Annotated in this window: 18 protein-coding genes and 1 tRNA gene; 9 read left to right on the top strand and 10 right to left on the bottom strand. The window is 63.2% G+C overall.

The window, feature by feature from the left end:
* From ACEW8Q_RS08205 to prfA, 3 genes are all read right to left on the bottom strand, one after another.
* Positions 1-686 (bottom strand): DUF4167 domain-containing protein (locus ACEW8Q_RS08205; RefSeq protein ID WP_373503567.1); only part of this gene is annotated, 686 nt, incomplete at its 3' end.
* Positions 687-1,020: 334 nt separating this feature from the next.
* The gene (gene prmC / locus ACEW8Q_RS08200) at positions 1,021-1,875 is read right to left on the bottom strand and encodes a peptide chain release factor N(5)-glutamine methyltransferase (protein WP_373503566.1); all 855 of its coding nucleotides are present in this window, start codon (positions 1,873-1,875) and stop codon (positions 1,021-1,023) included.
* A complete protein-coding gene (gene prfA, locus ACEW8Q_RS08195) occupies positions 1,865-2,944 on the bottom strand; it encodes a peptide chain release factor 1 (protein WP_373503565.1) in 1,080 nt (359 codons plus the stop codon). Before prfA ends, prmC begins: the two co-directional genes overlap by 11 nt.
* Positions 2,945-3,048: 104 nt before the next feature.
* On the opposite strand from prfA, the gene ACEW8Q_RS08190 reads away from it, so the two are divergent.
* A complete protein-coding gene (locus ACEW8Q_RS08190) occupies positions 3,049-4,593 on the top strand; it encodes a hypothetical protein (RefSeq protein ID WP_373503564.1) in 1,545 nt (514 codons plus the stop codon).
* A gap of 23 nt (positions 4,594-4,616) precedes the next feature.
* On the opposite strand, the gene dtd is transcribed toward ACEW8Q_RS08190, so the two are convergent.
* From dtd to ACEW8Q_RS08170, 4 genes are all read right to left on the bottom strand, one after another.
* Positions 4,617-5,066, bottom strand: a complete 450-nt coding sequence (gene dtd / locus ACEW8Q_RS08185) for a D-aminoacyl-tRNA deacylase (protein ID WP_373503563.1) — start codon at positions 5,064-5,066, stop codon at positions 4,617-4,619.
* A gap of 11 nt (positions 5,067-5,077) precedes the next feature.
* On the bottom strand, positions 5,078-6,193 hold the full coding sequence (locus tag ACEW8Q_RS08180) for a helix-turn-helix domain-containing protein (RefSeq protein WP_373503562.1): 1,116 nt from the start codon (positions 6,191-6,193) through the stop codon (positions 5,078-5,080).
* A 98-nt stretch (positions 6,194-6,291) separates the two neighbouring features.
* A complete protein-coding gene (gene ptsP / locus ACEW8Q_RS08175; RefSeq protein ID WP_373503561.1) occupies positions 6,292-8,559 on the bottom strand; it encodes a phosphoenolpyruvate--protein phosphotransferase in 2,268 nt (755 codons plus the stop codon).
* A gap of 88 nt (positions 8,560-8,647) precedes the next feature.
* On the bottom strand, positions 8,648-9,907 hold the full coding sequence (locus tag ACEW8Q_RS08170) for an aspartate kinase (protein ID WP_373503560.1): 1,260 nt from the start codon (positions 9,905-9,907) through the stop codon (positions 8,648-8,650).
* A 160-nt stretch (positions 9,908-10,067) separates the two neighbouring features.
* On the opposite strand from ACEW8Q_RS08170, the gene ubiG reads away from it, so the two are divergent.
* The 3 genes from ubiG to xylB all read left to right on the top strand — a co-directional run bounded on the left by ubiG (position 10,068) and on the right by xylB (position 12,829).
* Entirely contained in the window at positions 10,068-10,814 is a 747-nt protein-coding gene (gene ubiG / locus ACEW8Q_RS08165; RefSeq protein ID WP_373503559.1) for a bifunctional 2-polyprenyl-6-hydroxyphenol methylase/3-demethylubiquinol 3-O-methyltransferase UbiG, read from the top strand.
* A gap of 23 nt (positions 10,815-10,837) precedes the next feature.
* Positions 10,838-11,305 carry a GNAT family N-acetyltransferase gene (locus ACEW8Q_RS08160; protein WP_373503558.1) on the top strand — a complete coding sequence of 156 codons (468 nt, stop codon included), beginning with the start codon at positions 10,838-10,840 and terminating at the stop codon, positions 11,303-11,305.
* 66 nt (positions 11,306-11,371) lie between these two features.
* Positions 11,372-12,829, top strand: coding sequence for a xylulokinase (xylB, locus tag ACEW8Q_RS08155; RefSeq protein WP_373503557.1), 1,458 nt, complete (start codon positions 11,372-11,374; stop codon positions 12,827-12,829).
* A 7-nt stretch (positions 12,830-12,836) separates the two neighbouring features.
* Here xylB and ACEW8Q_RS08150 read toward each other — a convergent pair whose 3' ends face one another.
* Positions 12,837-13,097: a DUF1127 domain-containing protein gene (locus tag ACEW8Q_RS08150; RefSeq protein WP_373503556.1), complete on the bottom strand. Its 261-nt coding sequence runs from the start codon at positions 13,095-13,097 to the stop codon at positions 12,837-12,839.
* A gap of 104 nt (positions 13,098-13,201) precedes the next feature.
* On the opposite strand from ACEW8Q_RS08150, the gene ACEW8Q_RS08145 reads away from it, so the two are divergent.
* The 3 genes from ACEW8Q_RS08145 (at position 13,202) to groL (ending at position 16,752) form a co-directional block, all read left to right on the top strand.
* On the top strand, positions 13,202-14,593 hold the full coding sequence (locus tag ACEW8Q_RS08145) for a PLP-dependent aminotransferase family protein (RefSeq protein WP_373503555.1): 1,392 nt from the start codon (positions 13,202-13,204) through the stop codon (positions 14,591-14,593).
* Positions 14,594-14,767: 174 nt separating this feature from the next.
* Positions 14,768-15,055: a co-chaperone GroES gene (groES, locus tag ACEW8Q_RS08140; RefSeq protein WP_373503554.1), complete on the top strand. Its 288-nt coding sequence runs from the start codon at positions 14,768-14,770 to the stop codon at positions 15,053-15,055.
* A 50-nt stretch (positions 15,056-15,105) separates the two neighbouring features.
* Positions 15,106-16,752, top strand: a complete 1,647-nt coding sequence (groL, locus tag ACEW8Q_RS08135; protein WP_373503553.1) for a chaperonin GroEL — start codon at positions 15,106-15,108, stop codon at positions 16,750-16,752.
* 59 nt (positions 16,753-16,811) lie between these two features.
* On the opposite strand, the gene ACEW8Q_RS08130 is transcribed toward groL, so the two are convergent.
* Entirely contained in the window at positions 16,812-17,600 is a 789-nt protein-coding gene (locus ACEW8Q_RS08130; protein ID WP_373503552.1) for a DeoR/GlpR family DNA-binding transcription regulator, read from the bottom strand.
* Between the two features lie 40 nt (positions 17,601-17,640).
* Here ACEW8Q_RS08130 and ACEW8Q_RS08125 point away from each other — a divergent pair, with 40 nt between their 5' ends.
* Both ACEW8Q_RS08125 and ACEW8Q_RS08120 read left to right on the top strand, forming a co-directional pair.
* Entirely contained in the window at positions 17,641-17,997 is a 357-nt protein-coding gene (locus tag ACEW8Q_RS08125) for a DUF4406 domain-containing protein (RefSeq protein WP_373503568.1), read from the top strand.
* Positions 17,998-18,059: 62 nt separating this feature from the next.
* Positions 18,060-18,136, top strand: a tRNA-Arg gene (locus ACEW8Q_RS08120).
* A 110-nt stretch (positions 18,137-18,246) separates the two neighbouring features.
* On the opposite strand, the gene ACEW8Q_RS08115 is transcribed toward ACEW8Q_RS08120, so the two are convergent.
* Positions 18,247-19,015, bottom strand: a 769-nt coding sequence (locus tag ACEW8Q_RS08115; protein WP_373503551.1) for an IS3 family transposase, incomplete at its 5' end; no start/stop codon positions are given.

The following is a 19,015-nucleotide window of genomic DNA, read 5'->3' as shown; positions in this document are numbered from 1 at the left end:
GGCTGCTCGTCCACGCGGGGCTGCGGCTGGTTGTTCTGATTGTTCTGGCGCGGCTCGCCCTGCTGGCCCGGCTGCTGACCTTCATTGCGGCGGTCCTGCCAGCGCGGCTTGAAGCGGTCGCGGGGCTGGTAGGGCTGGCCGCCCTGATCGCGATTCTGATCCCGATTCTGATCGCGATTGCCCTGATCGCGGTTGTCACGATAGTCGCGCTGCTGGCGATTGGGCGGGCTGGGCTGGTTCTGCTGCGGCGGGCGGTCGCCGCCTTCCATGGTGGGCTGATCGCCAAGGCCATCGGGGTCTGAGGCCTGCTGGCCGCCGCGCTGCTCGATCGAGGCTTCGGGTGAATCCTCGAGTTCCTCGTCGTCGAACTCCTCGTCCGGGCGGCGATACTGCTGCTGGGACTGCTGATTGTAGGCCTGCGCGGCGAACACGATGCGTAGATAATGTTCCGCATGCTGGAAATAGCTCTCGGCCATCACGATGTCGCCCGAGGACTGGGCATCGCGGCCCAGCTGCAGGTACTTGTCCGCGACGGTCTGGGCGGTGCCGCGCACCTTCACGTCCGGGCCGTTGCTCTCATAGACGCGACTGAGCGGATTGCCACCGCCGCCGCCACTGCCGCCTCCGCTGCTGCCGCCTCCGCTGCGATGGCGGTTGCGGCTGCGGTTCTTGTGAGTAGGTCTCATCGAAAATCCATGTTCCAGATTTGGCTTTGGTCGCGAGCGCCGGACAGCGGCGCTGTCGGGCGCCCTGTCAACCGGTCTTCAATTCTGCTCAGTCGGCGAGCGGCTTCAAGATTTACCCTTGGTTACAGAAAGCTTCTGCCACCAGCAGACTTCCTTGAAGAAGTCGGCCAATACCCCGGCTTGTGCAGTTTTCGATTGGGCTGGAGTGTGTCTGAACACTATCGCCGCAACGTCGTTCCCGGCACCATCACAAAGGGCAGAAAGCGTTTCCGAGTCGTATTTAGCCCACTGAACCCCAATTTCCAATTGGTATTTTCACAGCCTGTCCACAAGCTCAGGGTTTTCTGGCCTGCACAAAGTCGAGGCAGCGGATATGGCCTCCGAGATCCTGGTGGCTTTGAGCGAGCTGAAAGCCCTGATTTCTGAAAATCGCTGTAACGTCATCTGCTTGGCCAACCCCGATCTCGACCAGCACATGGCCCCCCGCCGCGAGATGGTCCCGGGCTCCTTCGGCAATGGCGCGGTAGGGGTTCAGGCCGTCCGTCCCGCCCACCAGCGCCAGATGGGGGTCGAAGTTGCGGACATCCGGGGCAAGTCCGGCGATATGGGCAGCGGGGATATAGGGCGGATTCGACACGATGAGATCGAACTGGCCGGCCACACCCTCGAACCAGCTGGCCTGCCGGAAGGTGACGCGGTTTTCCAGTTTCAGCCGCGCGGCATTCATGCGCGCCACGCCAAGGGCTGCGGGCGAAATGTCGGCTGCGGTTCCCGCCGCATCGGACCGTTCAGCCAGAAGCGTGAGGATGATGGAGCCTGTGCCTGTGCCCAGATCGAGAATGCGGGCATTCGCCGGCATCTGCTTGAGAGCGGCATCGACCAAGGTCTCCGTGTCGGGCCGGGGGTCCAGAACGTCGGGCGTCACCTCAAACACGCGTCCATAGAATTCGCGCTCGCCGAGGATGCGCGAGACGGGTTCGCGGGCTTCCCGGCGCTCAATCATGTGGCGGAATCGTTCGGCGGCATCCCTGTCAAGTTCGCGTTCCGGCTCCAGGATGATGTCCTCGCGGGTCAGGCCAGATGCAGCCTGCAGCAACAGGCGGGCATCCAGAACAGGCGTCTCGCAGCCGGCAAGCGTGAGATTCAGCGCCGCCCAGTCGAGAAGCGGCTTCACGCGGTCAGGCGGCATTGTCCGCTTCAGCCAGGAGTTCGGCCTGGTGGTTGGTCATCAGCGCCTGCAGCATTTCCTCAAGCGCCGGGCCTTCGATGATCTGGTCCAGCTTGTAGAGCGTCAGGTTGATGCGATGGTCGGTGCAGCGGCATTGCGGAAAATTGTAGGTGCGGATGCGTTCGGAGCGGTCGCCGGAACCCACCTGGTCCTTGCGGTTGGCGGAACGCGCGGAATCGATGCGCTGGCGCTCGATCTCATAAAGTCTCGCACGCAGGAGCTTCATGGCGGCGTTCTTGTTCTTGAGTTGCGACTTCTCGGTCTGCTGGGCGACCGCAAGGCCCGTCGGGATGTGGGTGATGCGCACAGCGGAATCCGTGGTGTTCACCGACTGCCCGCCGGGGCCCGACGAGCGGAAAACATCGATCCGCAGGTCCTTGTCCTCGATCTTGATGTCGACCTCTTCAGCCTCCGGCAGCACGGCAACCGTGGCGGCGGACGTATGAATGCGGCCCTGCGTTTCGGTGGCCGGCACGCGCTGAACGCGATGCACGCCCGACTCGAACTTCATGTGCGCGAAGGCGCCCGCGCCATAGATGTTGGCGATCACTTCCTTGTAGCCGCCATGCTCGCCTTCGCTCGCCGAGATCACCTCGACGCGCCAGCCCTTGAAGGCCGCGTAGCGCTGGTACATGCGGAACAGGTCGCCCGCGAAGATCGCCGCCTCGTCGCCGCCGGTTCCGGCGCGGACTTCGAGGATGACGTTCTTGTCGTCGGCCGAATCCTTCGGCAGCAGCAGGATGCGAACCTCCTGCTCCATTGTCTCGATCTTCTGCACCAGCACGGGGCGTTCTGCTTCCGCCATCTCGGCCAGTTCGCCGCCCGCCGCCTGCATCTCGCCAAGATCGCGGAGCTCGCCATAGGCCTTGCGGAGTTCCAAAGCTTTCCGCGCGGTCGGTTCGAGCTCGGCATATTCCTTCGAAAGCTTGACGAAGGCCTCGCCGCCGGCGGCGCCCGACGACAGGTCGTGCTCCACGGTCGCGAAGCGCTGGATGATGCGGTCGAGTTTTTCTTGCGGGATGGTTGCCATGCAGCGGCGTTTAGCCGAGCGGACAGCGAACAGGAAGGGGCACCCGTTGCGGGTCAACCATCAATGTGAAATATTGATCTCCGGTCAGTTGTGGGAGGAACATCATGGCGACAGTGACCTATGCTGCAGCTTTACCCGACTATAAGTGGATACCGGATTACTTTGGCCCCAACGACAGCAGCCTGATCACAGCACGGACGGCCACGAAAATCACCTGGACCAATCCGGATGGGAGCAAGGTGGAGCTGGCTGGGACAGGCCTTGCCTATGATGGCGGTGAGCCCATTTCGGGCACGATCACCACGATCAGGGTCCGGGACAGTGGCGGAACCCTTCTCTACACCATCACGGGCCTCAAGCAGGATGCTCAGAACCTCTATTTTGTTGCCTTTGGATATGAGCGCGACGATGGACGCCGGGAGAACGGAGATGGCTTCAACTTCCTTTCCACAGTTCTCAATGAATCCGACGTCTTCAATGGATCGAACGAGTCCGAAGAAATCGGTGGAGCGCGCGGCGGGGGCAACGACATCATCAACGCAGGCGGCGGCAACGACTACATCCACGGCGGTGCCGGGAACACTACAATCGACGGCGGGGCGGACTGGGATACGGTCACCTATGATGAGAGTTTCTATGACTTCGCAGCCTTCCGGGGCGTTGCCGCCAATCTCAATACCGGCGCCGTCACTGACTGCTGGGGTGGAAAAGACACGCTGAGCAGCATCGAGGAAGTGATCGGTTCAAAGTTTGCCGACCGGTTGACCGGCAATGATCTGGACAATGCTCTCTCCGGCCTTCGCGGCAACGATATCCTGATCGGCGGAGATGGTAACGGATATGATGAAGTTCTCTATCACCGCGATGCCCGCTTTGGCGGCTCACGCGGTATCAATGCCGATCTCGTGGCCGGAACGATCCGCGATGGCTTCGGTAACACCGACACGGTTTCGGGCTTCGAGCGGGTCATCGGCACAGGGTTCAATGACAAGTTCAAGGGTGATGGCGGCAACAATCACTTCCAGGGCCAGGCCGGCAAGGACAGTTATGACGGCGGGCTTGGCGAGGACCGGGTCATCTTCCGCTTCTGGGAGAATCAGTCCCAGGGTGCGACGGTCAACCTTGCGCTGGCCACCAACCAAGTACTGAATGACGGCTTTGGCAATGTCGAGAAACTGGTCAGTATCGAGCAGCTTGAGGGAACGGACCTTGCCGACAATTTTACCGGCAACGCGGCCAACAACTTCTTCATGGGCCGCGATGGAAATGACATCCTCAACGGTGGCGGAGGCTCTGACGAGTTGCAAGGCGGACGAGGCTCCGACCAGATGACGGGCGGTGCCGGCGGCGATGTGTTTTCCTATTGGGGAGACAACGGCACCGCGGCATTCGGCGACACCATCACCGACTTCAAGACCGGCACGGACAGAATTGCCTTCCATGTTCCGGATTTCAACGGGATGGACGCCACGGTCCGCTTCAATGTTGGAGCATCGGCTGGCGGTGCTGGCTCGTGGTTCTTCTTCAACGCGAACACCAAGGGCCTGTTCTGGGATGCCGATGGCACCGGAGCGGGTGCGGCGGTGAGGGTCGCAACGCTCACGGGCGTCACCACCATGGTGGCAACGGACATCGAACTCTGGACCTGACGGACAGGTTTCCGTTCCAGCCGTCAGATCGAAGCGGTGTCGAACAGTATGGTGACGGGTCCGTCATTGACCAGCGCGACCTTCATGTCGGCGGCGAAGATGCCGGTCTCGACAGTGATCCCCTCGGCCCGGAGCGCGGCGCAGAAATGCTCATAGAGCGTCTGGCCCTTGCCGGGCGGGGCCGCCTTCGAGAAGCCCGGTCGGTTGCCGCTTTCCATGCCATGCGCGGCCAGCGTGAACTGGCTGACTGCCAGGATGGCGCCGCCCACCGCGGAGAGCGGCAAGTTCATCTTGCCGGCATCATCCTTGAAAATCCGGAGCGCCGCGATCTTGCGGGCGAGCTTGAGGGAGTCCGCCTCGGTGTCGCCCGCCATGGCACAGACGAGAACGAGAAAGCCACCGCCGATGGCGCCGGTAATCCGGCCATCGACGGTGACGGAGGCTTCCGAAACTCTCTGGACGACGGCGCGCAAGAGCCTTGCCGTCAGCCCTCGAAGGACTTGAGGTCGAGCGAGCGACCCACAAGGATTTCGCCGGGCGTTCCGAGAATGCCCTTTTCCTTGCCGTCGATCACATAGCTGAGCAGACCGCCATCACGCGCGATGACGACGAGGCCAGGGCGGTTCGGCACCTTGTAGGTATCGCCCTTCATCAGCATCTGGGTCATCACCACATTGCCCTGGGCATCCTCGATCCGGACCCAGACGGGCGCCCGCGCCTTGAGGGTCAGGCGGCTTTCGTCATTGCCATTGCCGAACTGGCGGCCTTCGTCGGTCAAGGCCACATCGGCGGCGGAGACCATGCCGTCGAGCGTGGTCGCGGCTTCCTTGGCACCCGGCACATTGTCCTGGATGAGCGAGGAAATACCATCGAGATTGGTGCCGGCCAGGTCGTCTTCGCCGGCTGTCGCGGTGGCCTGCGCCTGGTCGTCGGGCATCGGTTCGTCACCGACCGAGATATCGGCGGATTGCCCGCCGGTCGAGGCGGTCGGCATCGGGTCGGCATCCGAATCCATCCCCGTCGTGGCAACTGCGCCGCGTTCCGGCCTGGGCTGGGCATCGTCGGCGCCGGGCATCAGCATGTAGCTCACACCGGCAAACAGGAACACGGCACCTGCGAGCGACGCGACAAGACCGCCGGCACCACCCGGAACGCCGGTGAGGCGGAAGCTGAACTTCGGCAGTTTTGGCAATCGGCCGAACATCAGCACCTTGGCGCTGCTGAGCGGCGCGGGATTGGCCGGGTGAACGGGCTGCGGCGCCAGGGCGGGTGCGGGGAGGAAATGGGCATAGTGCTCGACCAGCGGTTCGGGATCGAAGCCCAGGTACTGGGCATAGGTGCCGATCATCTCGAGCGCCTCCATACGCTCGGGCATGTGGGTCATGTCCCCCAGCTCGATCGCCTCGAGGTGATAGGGATGGATACCGGTTGCAGCGCTGACATCCTCAAGGCTCTCGCCCCGGTTCTCGCGTTCATGCTGAAGATACCAGCCGGCCTCTCCCGCAGGGTCGGACGCGCCATCGGGCTTCTCGCGGCCGTGCTCAAGAGCAGCTTCGGCAGCCTGGAACTCTCCGCTAACGTCAACGCTTTCTTCACGCATGATACACTCTCGGAACTGGTAAGGTTAATGCTCACTCGACGAGCTTTTCACCGACAATGACCGAGAATGGTGAACGGGAGGCTAACGGGCCGTCCGGTTCATAGCACCACGCCGTTGCGCTGGGCGAATTCCAGCAGCTCGGGGCGCAGCGTGTGGAGCGGGCTGTTGAGCAGCGGCTCCATGAATTTCCAAAGCTTTTCGCGGTCCAGCGTGCGGACCATGGCCTTCACCGGGCCGATGGCCGAGGGTACCATCGAAATCGACGTGAGGCCCACGCCTAGCAGGCCCATGGCCTCCAGCGGCCTTCCGCCGAGCTCGCCGCAAAGCGTCACGGGCTTGTTGTGCTTCATCGCCTTCTCGACGATCAGCCGCATGGCCCCCAGGGCCGCCGGGCTCAGCGGGTCGTAGCGGCCCGCGAGCTTCGGGTTGCCGCGGTCCGAGGCGAACAGGAACTGTACCAGATCGTTCGAGCCGATCGAGGCAAAATCGACGATAGGCAGAAGATGGTCGAGCTGCCAGAGCAGCGACGGGATCTCGATCATCACCCCCAGCTTGAGGGGCGTGGGGAGCACATGGCCGCGCTTCAGGAGATGCGCCTTCTCGAGTTCGACCACCTCCAGCGCGCGCTTGTATTCCTCGACGTCGGCGATCATCGGGAACATGATCTTCATGGGCTTGCCTTCACCCGCCAGCATCAGGGCGCGGAGCTGCAGGCGGAGAAGGGCCGGACGATCGAGCGCCATGCGGATCGAACGCCAGCCAAGGGCAGGATTTTCTTCCTTGGGCTGGCGCAGATAGGGCAGCACCTTGTCGGCGCCGATGTCGAGCGTGCGGAAGGTGACGGGCTTGCCCCTGGCCTGCTCGATGATCTGCGAATAGTGGCGCACCTGCTGGGAGAGCCGGGGAAAGCGCGAGGCCAGCATGAACTGCAGCTCGGTGCGGTAGAGCCCGACGCCATCGGCACCTGAATCATGCAGGTGCGGCAGGTCGACGATAAGGCCCGCATTGATGTTGAGCTCGATCTTCTCGCCGGTCTTGAGAAGCGCCGGCTCGTCGCGGAGTGCCGCGTATTGCGCCTGCTTCCTGGCATAGAAGCGGACCTTCTCGGCATAGGCGCGCTGCAGGTCCGACGAAGGGCGGACGAAGATTTCGCCCGTGCCACCATCTGCGATGATCGGGCTTCCGGTGTCGACCAGATCGATCAGGCCCTCGGCCTGGCCGATCGCCGGAATGCCCAGCGCGCGTGCGACGATCGCCACATGACTGGTGCGGCCACCCTCCTCAAGCACCACGCCGCGCAGCTTGCTGCGGTCGTAGTCGAGCAGTTCGGCTGGACCCATGTTGCGGGCGACAACGATGGCATTGGCCGGCAGGTCGGTTCGGGATGCGGTGGCGATGGCGCCGGTCAGGATGCGTAATAGCCGGTTCGACAGGTCGTCGAGATCGTGCATGCGCTCGCGCAGATAGGGATCGGGGGTCCGCGCCATGCGGGCGCGGTTATCGTTCTGCACGCGCTCGACGGCGGCTTCCGCCGTGAGGCCGGTATCGATCGCCTCGCGCAGCCGGTTCATCCAGCCCTTGTCATGCGCGAACATGCGGATGGTTTCGAGAACGTCGGAATATTCGGTGGCGCCGCGTTGGGCATCGGAGCCATCGAGCAACTCGTCGACATGGGCGCGGAGCTGCGCCACGGCATCTTCCAGCCGCTTCCGTTCCTGCGGAACATTCTCGGCGATGAGGTTCTGGATGACGACGCGGGGCTCGTGCAGCACGGCATGGCCCAATGCCACGCCTTCAGCGAGGGAATCGCCCCGCAGGTGATGGCTTCTGACATGGGCGACATCGGCTGCGACTTCGCTTGCGACCTCGCGGAGCTCGCCCGCCGCGATGACCTCGGCCAGAACCATGGCCGTGGTCTGCAGCGCTTCCTCTTCTTCCTCGGTATAGTGGCGGCGCGTGCGGTTCTGCACCACGAGCACGCCGATGACGCTGCCGCCGCGCATGATCGGCACGCCAAGGAAGGAATTGTAGATCTCTTCGCCCGTCTCCGGGAGATACTTGAAGGCCGGATGGTTCTGCGCGTCCGACAGGTTGAGGCCGATGGCCTCCTTGGCGATGGTGCCGACGAGGCCCTCGCCGCTCTTCAGCTTCGACTGGTGGACGGCCTCACGCTTGAGGCCCTCGGTGGCGTAGAGTTCGAGAAAATCACCGGGGCGCAGCACGTAGATCGAGCAGACCTCCGCCACCATGTTGGCGGCGATGATCTGGACGATCTTGTCCAGGCGCTTCTGCGCTGTGACCGGCTCCGCCATGACCTCGCGGAGCCGCCTGAGCAGGACACGCGGGCCGAGGGCGGAGGTTCCCATCAGCCGGTGTCCCCGCGCATGGCCACGCGGGCCGTTTTGAGGCGGCCTGCGAAGCGGGAGACGTGGCTGACGATGACGCGCATTCTGATCAGGCGACCTTGGCGTCCAGGCCATAGGCCGTGTGAAGGGCGCGGACGGCAAGTTCGGTATAGGCTTCGTCGATGAGCACGCTCACCTTGATCTCGGACGTCGTGATCGCCTGGATGTTGATGCCCTTCTCGGCCAGCGAGCGGAACATCTTGGCGGCGACGCCCGCATGGCTCCGCATGCCGATGCCGACGATCGAGACCTTCGCCACATCGGCCGAGTGGACGATGTTGTCGAAGCCGATCTTGTCCTTGACGCCGTTCAGCACTTCCAGCGCCTTGCGCAGGTCCTTCCTCGCTACCGTGAAGGTGATGTCGGCGAAGGCGCCGTCGGCCGAGATGTTCTGGACGATCATGTCGACCGAGATATCGGCTTCCGCCAGCGGACCGAAGATCGCCGCCGAGACGCCGGGCTGGTCCTTGACGCGCCGGATCGCCACTTTCGCCTCGTCGCGCGAATAGGCGACGCCGCTCACTACATGCTGTTCCACGATACGTTCCTCATCGCATACGAGTGTTCCGGGCCCCGTGCCGTCGGGCTTGTTCTGGTTCGGCGAATCGGGTGCCTCGAAGCTCGAGCGCACCTGCAAGGGTACCTTGTAAACCATGGCCAGTTCAACTGACCTGGTCTGCAGCACCTTGGCGCCGAGCGAAGCCTGTTCCAGCATCTCCTCATAGGAAATGCGGTCGAGCTTCTGGGCGCCGGTCACGATACGGGGGTCGGCCGTATAGACGCCGTCGACGTCTGTATAGATGTCGCAGGCGGCATCGAGTGCCGCCGCCACGGCAACGGCCGAGGTATCAGACCCGCCACGGCCCAGCGTGGTGATGCGCTTGTCCGGGCCGATGCCCTGGAAGCCGGCAATCACCGCCACCTGGCCCTGCTCCATGCGCTTCCGGATCTCGTCGCCGTCGATTCCGGCGATTCGGGCCGCGCCGTGGACGCCATCGGTCTTCAAGGGAATCTGCCAGCCGGCCCAGGAGCGGGCCGGAATGCCGAAATCCTGCAGCACGATCGCCAGAAGGCCCGCCGTCACCTGTTCGCCGGATGCGACAACAGCGTCGTATTCGCGGGCATCGTGAACGGGAGCGGCCTCGCGGCACCAGCCTACGAGTTTGTCGGTCGTGCCCGACATGGCGGAGACAACCACGGCCACGTGATGGCCGGCCTTCACTTCACGCTCGACGTGGCGGGCAACGTTCCTGATGCGGGCAATGTCCGCAACTGACGTCCCGCCGAACTTCATGACCAAACGGCCCATCGGCCAAACCTTTCATATCCCCCGCGCCCCGTGACCCTTTCAAGGTCCGGCTGGCGGTCAAGTCTGATGGACGGTTGAACCCCAGGGTCCGGCGCGGCGTACTCATAGATGACAGGCCTCGCTTATGCAATAATGCCCCAGCAGAAATTTGGAACATGACATGACCGCCCTTGCCCCCTCCCTCGACCCATCGGAAGTCGAGAAATTCTCCAAGATGGCCGCCGAATGGTGGAACCCGAAAGGCAAATTCGGGGTGCTGCACGTGTTCAACCCCGTCCGGCTGCAATTCATCAAGGAACAGGTCTGCGCAAGGCTGGGCCGTGACCCGCTGGAGCGTTATCCCTTCGAAGGCCTACGCTTCCTCGACATCGGCTGCGGCGGCGGCCTGCTGACCGAGCCCATGGCACGGCTGGGCGCAACCATCGTGGGCGTCGACCCTTCGGAGCGGAACATCAAGACGGCTTCCGTCCATGCCGCCGAGGTGGGGCTTGAGATCGACTACCGCGCGGGCACGGCCGAAGACCTCGCCCACGCGGCTGAGCGCTTCGACGTGATCCTCAACATGGAAGTGATCGAGCACGTGGCCGACCCAAGGGCGTTCGCCGCGACCTGCGCCTCGATGCTGAAGCCGGGCGGGCTGATGTTCGTCGCCACACTGAACCGCACCCTCAAGTCATTCGGGCTTGCCATCATCGGGGCGGAATACGTGCTAGGCTGGCTGCCGAAGGGCACGCACCAGTGGGAGAAGTTCATCACGCCCGACGAGCTCAAGGGCTGGCTGGGCGAGAACGGCCTCGCCACGAAGGAAGAGCACGGCGTCACCTATAATCCACTCTCCCGCCAATGGCGTGTGAGCCGCGACATGGCGGTGAACTACATGGTGGTGGGGCAGAAGGCGGCCTCCTGACTGGTCGTTCGATGGAGGCCGTGATGCCCATCCGATGTTACGGGCCAGGTGATGCGGTTTCGCTGGCTGAAATCTTCAACCGGGCTGTGTCCGAGACGGCATCCAGGCACTATGACCCCGAGCAGATCGCGGCATGGCTTGGCGGCGGCATGGAAGCCGGCGAGACGCACGCCCGGTGCAGCGACGGCCGGTCCGTGTGGGTCGCCGCCGATGGGTCCGATACGGCGGTCGCCTTCATCGACCTCGAAGACGACGGCCATATCGACATGCTGTTCTGCCTGCCGGAGTGGTCGGGGCGTGGCATCGCGTCGGCGCTATACGATCATCTTGAATCGGACGCGAGACGGCGCGGCATGACAAGGCTTCGTGTCGAGGCGAGCGAACTCGCCAGGCCGTTGTTTCAGCACAAGGGGTTCACCTTGCTGCGCCGGAACGACTTCACCCTCGATGGAGTCGCGGTGCACAACCATATTATGGAGAAGCTGCTCTAGGTTCGGCGCTTGGCATCCAGCCATTTGCTGGCTAGCCTGATCGCCAGCAACCGGACGTGATTTCATATGTATCTCGGCATCGATATCGGCACCTCCGCGGTGAAGGCCGTGGTGGTCGACGAGGACCAGCGCGTTCTGGCGCGCGCGTCCGCTCCCCTAACCGTCTTGCGTCCTCACGACCTGTGGTCGGAGGAAGACCCGGAGGAATGGTGGTCGGCCACTGGAAGTGCCGTCAATGCGCTGCGGGCCGAGGCGGGTGATGCATGGTCCGGGGTGAAGGCCATCGGCCTGTCCGGCCAGATGCATGGCGCGGTTCTTCTCGATGCTGACGGCAACCCGCTGCGCCCCGCCATCCTCCACAATGACGGACGGTCCCATGCGGAGGCCCGGGAACTGAACCGGCGCCTTCCGGCCATCGGCTCCATCGCGGGCGTTCCCGCCATGCCGGGCTTCGCCGCGCCGAAGCTGATGTGGCTGTTGCGCCATGAGCCGGAGGTGATGGCGCGGGCGCGGCACATGCTGCTGCCCAAGGACTATGTGCGCCTCCGCATGACAGGGAGCTATGCCACCGACATGAGCGACGGGTCGGGCGCGCTGCTGCTGGACTGCGGGCACCGCACATGGTCGCCCGAGATCGCCGCGGCCTGCGGCATTTCCCTGAACCTGCTGCCGCCCGTGCTCGAAGGCTCGGTCGCCTCGGGCCAGCTCAGCGGCGCTGTTGCAAAAGCCTGGGGCCTGACGCCCGGCCTCGTGGTGGCGGCGGGTGCCGGCGATGCGCCATCGGGCGCCATAGCCACGGGGGCTGTCAACGAGGGCGATGCCTTCATCTCGATCGGCACGGCGTCGCAATATTTCGTGGTGCGCGGCCAGTACGCGCCAGCACCCGACCACCTCATCCACACCTTCTGCCATGGCTTGCCCGGCCGCTGGTTCCAGATGGCCGCCATTCTCAACGGCGCGGGTTGCCTCGCCTGGGCAGCGGAGCTTCTGGGCCAGAGCGACATCGGCAAGCTGCTGCAATCCGCCGAAGAGGCCTTCTCGGGCCCCTCGCCCATAACGTTCCTGCCCTACCTGACGGGCGAGCGCACACCTCACAACAACCCCCATGCCAGGGGCGTGCTGTTCGGTCTGACGGCGTCATCCACCCCGCAGCAGGTGACGCAGGCCGTGCTCGAAGGTGTCGCCCTCTCGCTCGCCGACTGCCAGGCTTACGTGGCCGAGACCGGCGCGCTCCCAGATCGCATCGCCGTCAATGGCGGCGCGGCCAAGAGCCGGTTCTGGATGAAGATCGTGGCAAGCGCTCTGGGCAAGACCGTGGTGCTCTATGAGGGTGCCGAAACCGGGCCGGCCTTTGGCGCCGCGCGGCTGGCACGGCTGGCGGCGACGGGAGAAGACCCCGCCACCGTCTGCGTCAAGCCCGAGATCGCCGCCGAGATCGCGCCCGATCCGGCGCTCAGGCAAGCCTATGCAGAGCGGCTGGAAAAATTCCGCGCGCTCTACAAGGCCGTGAAGCCGCTGTTCTGACCCAGCCTCACCGCGAACGGATGCCCTTGCGCATCCGGGCGTCCCGCAGCCTCGTCATCTCCTCGATGGGATCGACGTCATAGGGAAGCCGCGTCACATAGCGCAGGTCATCGCGGGTCAGGCCGATGTCATTCAGCATGTAGTCGTCGAGCTGCTCCAGGCGCTTGAGTTTCTTCTTTGCTACCCAGCTGCGGAACAGGCGGCGCAGCTTCGGGAACACGAAAGCACTGTCGCGGGAGAGAGCCTGATGGAAAATGTAGTCGCGCATGGGGATCACCGATTGTCTCTATTGTATCAATCAAACAACTTGATTGTACGGGTTCAATTCTATACTGTATGCATCCAATTGCCGACAAGGGAAACATTGTCCTCATGACAATTTGGCTACCGCAGCTTCGCCGACAACGCCCACTCTATCTCGAGATCGCTGACGCAATCCGTCAGGATCTTTCAGTGGGCACGCTCAAGCCGGGCGACCGCCTGCCGCCGCAGCGCGACCTCGCGTTCCGCCTCGGTGTCACCACCGGCACGGTGACGCGGGCCTATGCGGAAGCCGAGAAAATGGGGCTTCTGGTGGGTGAAGTGGGGCGCGGCAGCTTCCTGAAGGCGCCTGGTCCGCAAGCCCAGCCCTTCGTGCCGGTGGCGCGGGGAACGGCCGGCATCCTCGACCTGTCCCTGGCCTCGCCGCCCGCTGTGCAGGAGACGGGCGATCTCGATTCGGCGCTGGCCCAGATCATGACATCGCCCGGGCGGCTCGACCTTCTGGGATATCCGCCGCCCGAGAGCTTCCCCCTCCACCGCGCCATGGGAGCCCAATGGCTGTCGCGCAGCGGCATCGTGGTGGACGAGCAGCAGGTGGTGGTCACCGCTGGGGCGCAGGCCGCCATCATCGCCACGCTGTCCTTCGTCAGCCAGCCCGGAGACCGGCTCTTCGTCGAGGGCCTGAACTATCCGACGATCAAGCCCATAGCCCGCCAGTTCGGCATCGAACTCGTGCCGCTGGAAGTCGATGCCGGCGGACTGGTGCCACAAGCGCTGGAGCGCGCCGCCAGGGCCGGCGAGGCCCGAACGCTCTATGTGGTGCCGACGCTGCAAAGCCCGACCACCGCCACACTCAATCTGGAGCGGCGGCTGGCGATCGCCGACATCGCCCGCCGCTATGGCCTGACCCTCATCGAGGACGACATCTTCCGGCTGCTCGATCCGCGGCTGCAGCCACCCACCTTCTACAGCCTTGCGCCAGAGCGCACCTATCACATCACCAGCGTGTCCAAGACACTGGCACCCGGGCTGCGCGTCGGCTTCCTCGTGGGTCCTGCGGGCAAGACCGATGGTCTGATCCGCCACCAGACCATCACCAACGGCCGCTCGGTCGGGCTGGCCGCCGAGGTGGCCCGCCACTGGATCGAAGGCGGCACGGCCGACAGGATACTGGCCGCCATCATTGCCGAGAACGCGGCGCGGCGCGACATCGCCCGCGACGTGCTGCGGGGCCGGGATTTTCTCTGCAATCCGGGAGCGCCTTTCCTGTGGTTAAGGCTTCCCGACCACTGGCAGCCGGGCGATTTCGTGCGTGCGGCGCTGGATTGCGGCATCAAGATCAGTTCCGGCACGGCCTTCGCCATCGACCGCCGCGCCGATGACCGCGCCATCCGCATCTGTTTCGGCGGCACCTCTTCCCGCGACGACCTGCGAAAGGCCTTCCACGCGATCGGCGCGCTCCTCGACGAGGACCCCGCCGAACGCTTCACGCAGGTCGCGTGAGAACGGGGCACTTCACGATTCAGGCAATCCGCCTCTTGACGAAGGGCGCGGTCCGACCTATTTCAACAGCCAGCTGTTAGCACTCGCCAAACTTGAGTGCTAACACAGCTGGCCACCTTCGGGAGACGGTCAGTCCAAAACTCAAAAAGTAAAATGTTTACGAGGAGTTACCGCATGAAATTCCGTCCTCTGCACGACCGCGTTGTAGTGAAGCGCGTCGAGGAAGACACCAAGACCAAGGGCGGCATCATCATTCCGGAGACCGCCCAGGAGAAGCCGATGCAGGGCGAAGTCATCGCCGTGGGTGCTGGCGCCCGTGACGATTCCGGCAAGATCGTCGCCCTCGACGTCAAGGCCGGCGACCGCGTTCTGTTCGGCAAGTGGTCGGGCACCGAAGTCAAGATCGATGGTACCGAGTACCTGATCATGAAAGAGTCCGACATCATGGGCATCGTCGGCTAAGCCGATTGCCCTCCACAATTCCAGTCAACCAGTACAGTTGAGGTAATCCCATGGCTGCTAAAGAAGTCCGTTTCGGCGGTGAAGCCCGTGAGCGCATGCTCCGCGGCGTCGACATTCTCGCAAACGCGGTGAAGGTCACCCTCGGTCCCAAGGGCCGCAATGTCGTGATCGACAAGAGCTTCGGCGCTCCCCGCACCACCAAGGACGGCGTCACCGTCGCCAAGGAAATCGAGCTTGAGGACAAGTTCGAGAACATGGGCGCCCAGATGGTCCGTGAGGTCGCTTCCAAGACCAACGACCTCGCCGGCGACGGCACCACCACCGCCACCGTTCTGGCCCAGGCGATCGTGCGCGAAGGCGCCAAGAACGTCGCGGCCGGCATGAACCCGATGGACCTGAAGCGCGGCATCGACATGGCCGTGGCTGCAGCGATCGAGCACATCAAGAAGCAGTCCAAGAAGGTCAAGGGTTCGGAAGAAGTCGGCCAGGTCGGCACGATTTCAGCCAATGGCGAAAAGGCCATCGGCGACATGATCGCCCAGGCCATGCAGAAGGTCGGCAACGAGGGTGTCATCACGGTTGAGGAAGCCAAGACCGCCGAGACCGAACTCGACGTCGTCGAAGGCATGCAGTTCGACCGCGGCTATCTCTCGCCCTACTTCATCACCAATGCCGACAAGATGGTTGCCGAGCTCGAGGACGTCTACATCCTCCTGCACGAGAAGAAGCTGTCGTCGCTCCAGGCGATGCTGCCGATCCTCGAGGCCGTCGTCCAGACCTCGAAGCCCCTCCTGATCATCGCTGAAGACATCGAAGGCGAAGCTCTCGCCACCCTCGTTGTCAACAAGCTGCGCGGCGGCCTCAAGGTCGCTGCCGTCAAGGCTCCGGGCTTCGGCGATCGCCGCAAGGCCATGCTGGAAGATATCGCCACCCTCACGGGCGGCCAGGTCATCTCCGAAGACTTGGGGATCAAGCTCGAGAACGTGACCATCGACATGCTGGGCCGCGCCAAGCGCGTCCGCATCGAGAAGGAAAACACCACGATCGTTGATGGTTCCGGCAAGAAGGACGACATCAAGGGCCGTTGCGCGCAGATCAAGGCGCAGATCGAGGAAACCACCTCGGACTACGACCGCGAGAAGCTCCAGGAGCGTCTTGCCAAGCTTGCGGGCGGCGTTGCCGTCATCAAGGTCGGCGGCTCGACGGAAGTCGAAGTCAAGGAGCGCAAGGACCGCGTCGACGACGCGCTGAACGCCACGCGTGCAGCCGTTGAAGAAGGCATCGTTCCGGGCGGCGGCGTTGCCCTGCTCCGTGCGAAGAAGGCGCTTGAAGGTCTGAAGTCGGCCAACGCCGACGTGCAGGCCGGCATCAACATCGTGTCGAAGGCTCTTGAAGCCCCGGTCCGTCAGATCGTCGAGAACGCAGGCGTCGAAGGTTCGATCGTCGTCGGCAAGCTCCTCGAGAAGACCGGCAACTACGGCTTCAACGCCCAGACCGAAGAGTATGTCGACATGGTCGAAGCCGGCATCATCGACCCGACCAAGGTCGTCCGTATCGCTCTGCAGGATGCCGCCTCGGTGGCCTCGCTGCTGATCACGACGGAAGCCATGATCGCCGAGCGTCCGAAGGACAAGTCCGGCACCTCCGGCATGCCCGGCGGCATGCCCGGCGGCGGCATGGGCGGCATGGACTTCTAAGTCCGACGCTCAGCCTCAGGCTGAAAAGACAGAACCCCGGTGGAAACACCGGGGTTTTTTCATGCTCTTATGATGGTGAGATGATTGGCAAGTTGGCCGGTGTCTGCTTGAGATGGCACGACGATGGTGGCAAGTGATGCTGCAGGGCAGATGGCATGGAGCGAGACAGCGCCCAACTTTTCCGTCGTGACGATTGAAACCGTCTCGGCGGAACGGCTGATGATGAGACGCTTGATGGCCGCCTCCTCGAAATTGCCCGTCGTTGCGCCCTCGCCCGCGTGAAGGCCTGTGAGCCCGATGAAGCAGAGGTCAGCACGCAGGCGGTTGATGGTCTCGAAGGCAATCGCCCCGACATTGACCATCGAATGCCGCAAGAGCGTGCCCCCCACCATGATGACTTCGATGCCTTGGTGCGGTTCGAGCGCGGAAGCAATGGACGGGCTGTGGGTGATGATGGTGGCCACCAGATCGAGAGCCAGGCAGCGCACGAGTTCAAGGTTGGTGGTGCCGCCATCGATGAAAACGGTTTGCCCCCGATCAACCAGCGAGGCCGCGACGCGCGCCAGCTTCCGCTTCTCATCCATCGCGAGCCCGCGGCGCACGTCAAGGCTGGCGACAGTGGGCGAGGACGGCAGCGCCCCGCCGTGAACGCGCAGCAACAGGCCTTCCGCCGCCAGTTCCCGCAAGTCTCGCCTGATGGTGTCTTCTGAGAGGGCCAATTCGGCACTGAGCTCCTTCGCCACGATCCGCCCGTCGTGGTGAAGGCGTTGCAGCAAGAAGTGTTTTCTCTGGTCTGTGAGCATCACACGATAATGCACGAACTTGCACGAATTGTCACGATATGTCATGTTGCTCCCCAAAGAGGAGTTTCCCATGTCCGCCAAACCCATGCTGATCCTGATCGCCGGCCCCTATCGCTCTGGCACGGGCGATGATCCGGCGAAGATGGCCGCCAACCTCAATCACCTCGAATCGGCGTCTTGGCCAATCTTCAAAAAGGGCCATGTGCCGATGATTGGCGAATGGGTGGCCTTGCCGATCTGGCATACGGCAGGCGGATCGACCGTCGGCGATGACCTCTATGAGAAGGTACTGCACCCGACGGCCGGACGACTGCTGAAACATTGCGATGCCGTGCTCCGCCTTGCAGGTGATTCCAAAGGTGCGGACAATGACGTCCGCATCGCCCGGGAGCGCGGAATTCCGGTGTTTTTCAGCGTTGACGACATCCCGGCTGCGGCATGACAAACTCTAGCGGTTCAACACTTGCAATTAGCGCCGCAACAGACTAGAGAACGGCCCGGTCAGCGCCCGTAGCTCAGCTGGATAGAGCACCAGACTACGAATCTGGGGGTCATGGGTTCGAATCCTGTCGGGCGCGCCATTCTTTTCAAAGACTTATAGAAGTTTCCCACATTGTCTGTCCGTCGTCAGATGATGTGAGACTGATGGCTGCATGATCGAAGAGAGGATCTGGCGCATCTGGTTTTGATGTTATGCGGCTTGGCCGCGATGTTGCAAGCGTCGGGTTTTGAATGTGTCGCGTTTGATCCTTTCTCGTTCCAGCAGGATGGTCTGACCGCGCCCGAAGTAGACGTCAGCGGGTGTAAGATTGGCTATGCTTTCGTGGTATCGCAGGTGGTTGTAGTGGGCGACGAAGTCGCCGATCTTGGCTTCCAGATCGCCGGGTAGATAGTAGTTTTCGAGCAGGATGCGGTTCTTGAGCGTCTGGTGCCAGCGCTCGATCTTGCCCTGGGTCTGGGGATGCAGCGGCGCGCCGCGGACATGATCCATACCCTGGTCTTTGAGCCAGTCCGCGAGGTCGCCAGCGATGTAGCTCGAACCGTTGTCGCTCAACAGCCGTGGGCGGTGAACGACATTCATGCTGTCGAGGCCTGAAGCTTCGAGCGCCATGGTCAGCGTGTCCGTGACGTCGCTGGCTTTCATCGTCGTGCACATCTTCCAGGCCACGATGTAACGGGAGAAGTCATCGAGCACGCTCGACAGGTAGAACCAGCCCCAGCCAGTCACCTTGAGATAGGTAAAGTCGGTCTGCCAGAGCTGGTTTGGTGCCGTGGTCTTGTCCTTGAACTCATCGGCCGCCTTGACGACGATGAAGGCCGGGCTGGTGATCAGATCATGGGCCTTGAGGATGCGATAGACCGAAGCTTCTGACACAAAATACCTTTCCGTGTCAGTGAAGCGCACGGCCAACTCCCGGGATGACAAGGTTGGCTCATCCAAGGCCAGCTTCACGACCCTG

It is taken from the genome of Aestuariivirga sp., from assembly GCF_041738905.1.
Taxonomy (GTDB): Bacteria; Pseudomonadota; Alphaproteobacteria; order Rhizobiales; family Aestuariivirgaceae; genus Aestuariivirga.
The sequence above is the reverse complement of the archived record's forward strand: the minus strand, read 5'-3'. Positions and strand labels throughout refer to the sequence as shown.

Bases quoted from the DNA above. Each gene is read 5' to 3' on its own strand.
- groES (WP_373503554.1), top strand. From the start codon at position 14,768: ATGAAATTCCGTCCTCTGCACGACCGCGTTGTAGTGAAGCGCGTCGAG.
- ptsP (WP_373503561.1), bottom strand. From the start codon at position 8,559: ATGGGAACCTCCGCCCTCGGCCCGCGTGTCCTGCTCAGGCGGCTCCGC.
- prmC (WP_373503566.1), bottom strand. From the start codon at position 1,875: ATGCCGCCTGACCGCGTGAAGCCGCTTCTCGACTGGGCGGCGCTGAAT.
- ACEW8Q_RS08190 (WP_373503564.1), top strand. From the start codon at position 3,049: ATGGCGACAGTGACCTATGCTGCAGCTTTACCCGACTATAAGTGGATA.
- ACEW8Q_RS08160 (WP_373503558.1), top strand. From the start codon at position 10,838: ATGCCCATCCGATGTTACGGGCCAGGTGATGCGGTTTCGCTGGCTGAA.
- ACEW8Q_RS08145 (WP_373503555.1), top strand. From the start codon at position 13,202: ATGACAATTTGGCTACCGCAGCTTCGCCGACAACGCCCACTCTATCTC.
- ACEW8Q_RS08125 (WP_373503568.1), top strand. From the start codon at position 17,641: ATGCTGATCCTGATCGCCGGCCCCTATCGCTCTGGCACGGGCGATGAT.
- ACEW8Q_RS08130 (WP_373503552.1), bottom strand. From the start codon at position 17,600: ATGACATATCGTGACAATTCGTGCAAGTTCGTGCATTATCGTGTGATG.
- ACEW8Q_RS08180 (WP_373503562.1), bottom strand. From the start codon at position 6,193: ATGCGTGAAGAAAGCGTTGACGTTAGCGGAGAGTTCCAGGCTGCCGAA.
- ACEW8Q_RS08150 (WP_373503556.1), bottom strand. From the start codon at position 13,097: ATGCGCGACTACATTTTCCATCAGGCTCTCTCCCGCGACAGTGCTTTC.
- ACEW8Q_RS08170 (WP_373503560.1), bottom strand. From the start codon at position 9,907: ATGGGCCGTTTGGTCATGAAGTTCGGCGGGACGTCAGTTGCGGACATT.
- xylB (WP_373503557.1), top strand. From the start codon at position 11,372: ATGTATCTCGGCATCGATATCGGCACCTCCGCGGTGAAGGCCGTGGTG.
- ubiG (WP_373503559.1), top strand. From the start codon at position 10,068: ATGACCGCCCTTGCCCCCTCCCTCGACCCATCGGAAGTCGAGAAATTC.
- prfA (WP_373503565.1), bottom strand. From the start codon at position 2,944: ATGGCAACCATCCCGCAAGAAAAACTCGACCGCATCATCCAGCGCTTC.
- groL (WP_373503553.1), top strand. From the start codon at position 15,106: ATGGCTGCTAAAGAAGTCCGTTTCGGCGGTGAAGCCCGTGAGCGCATG.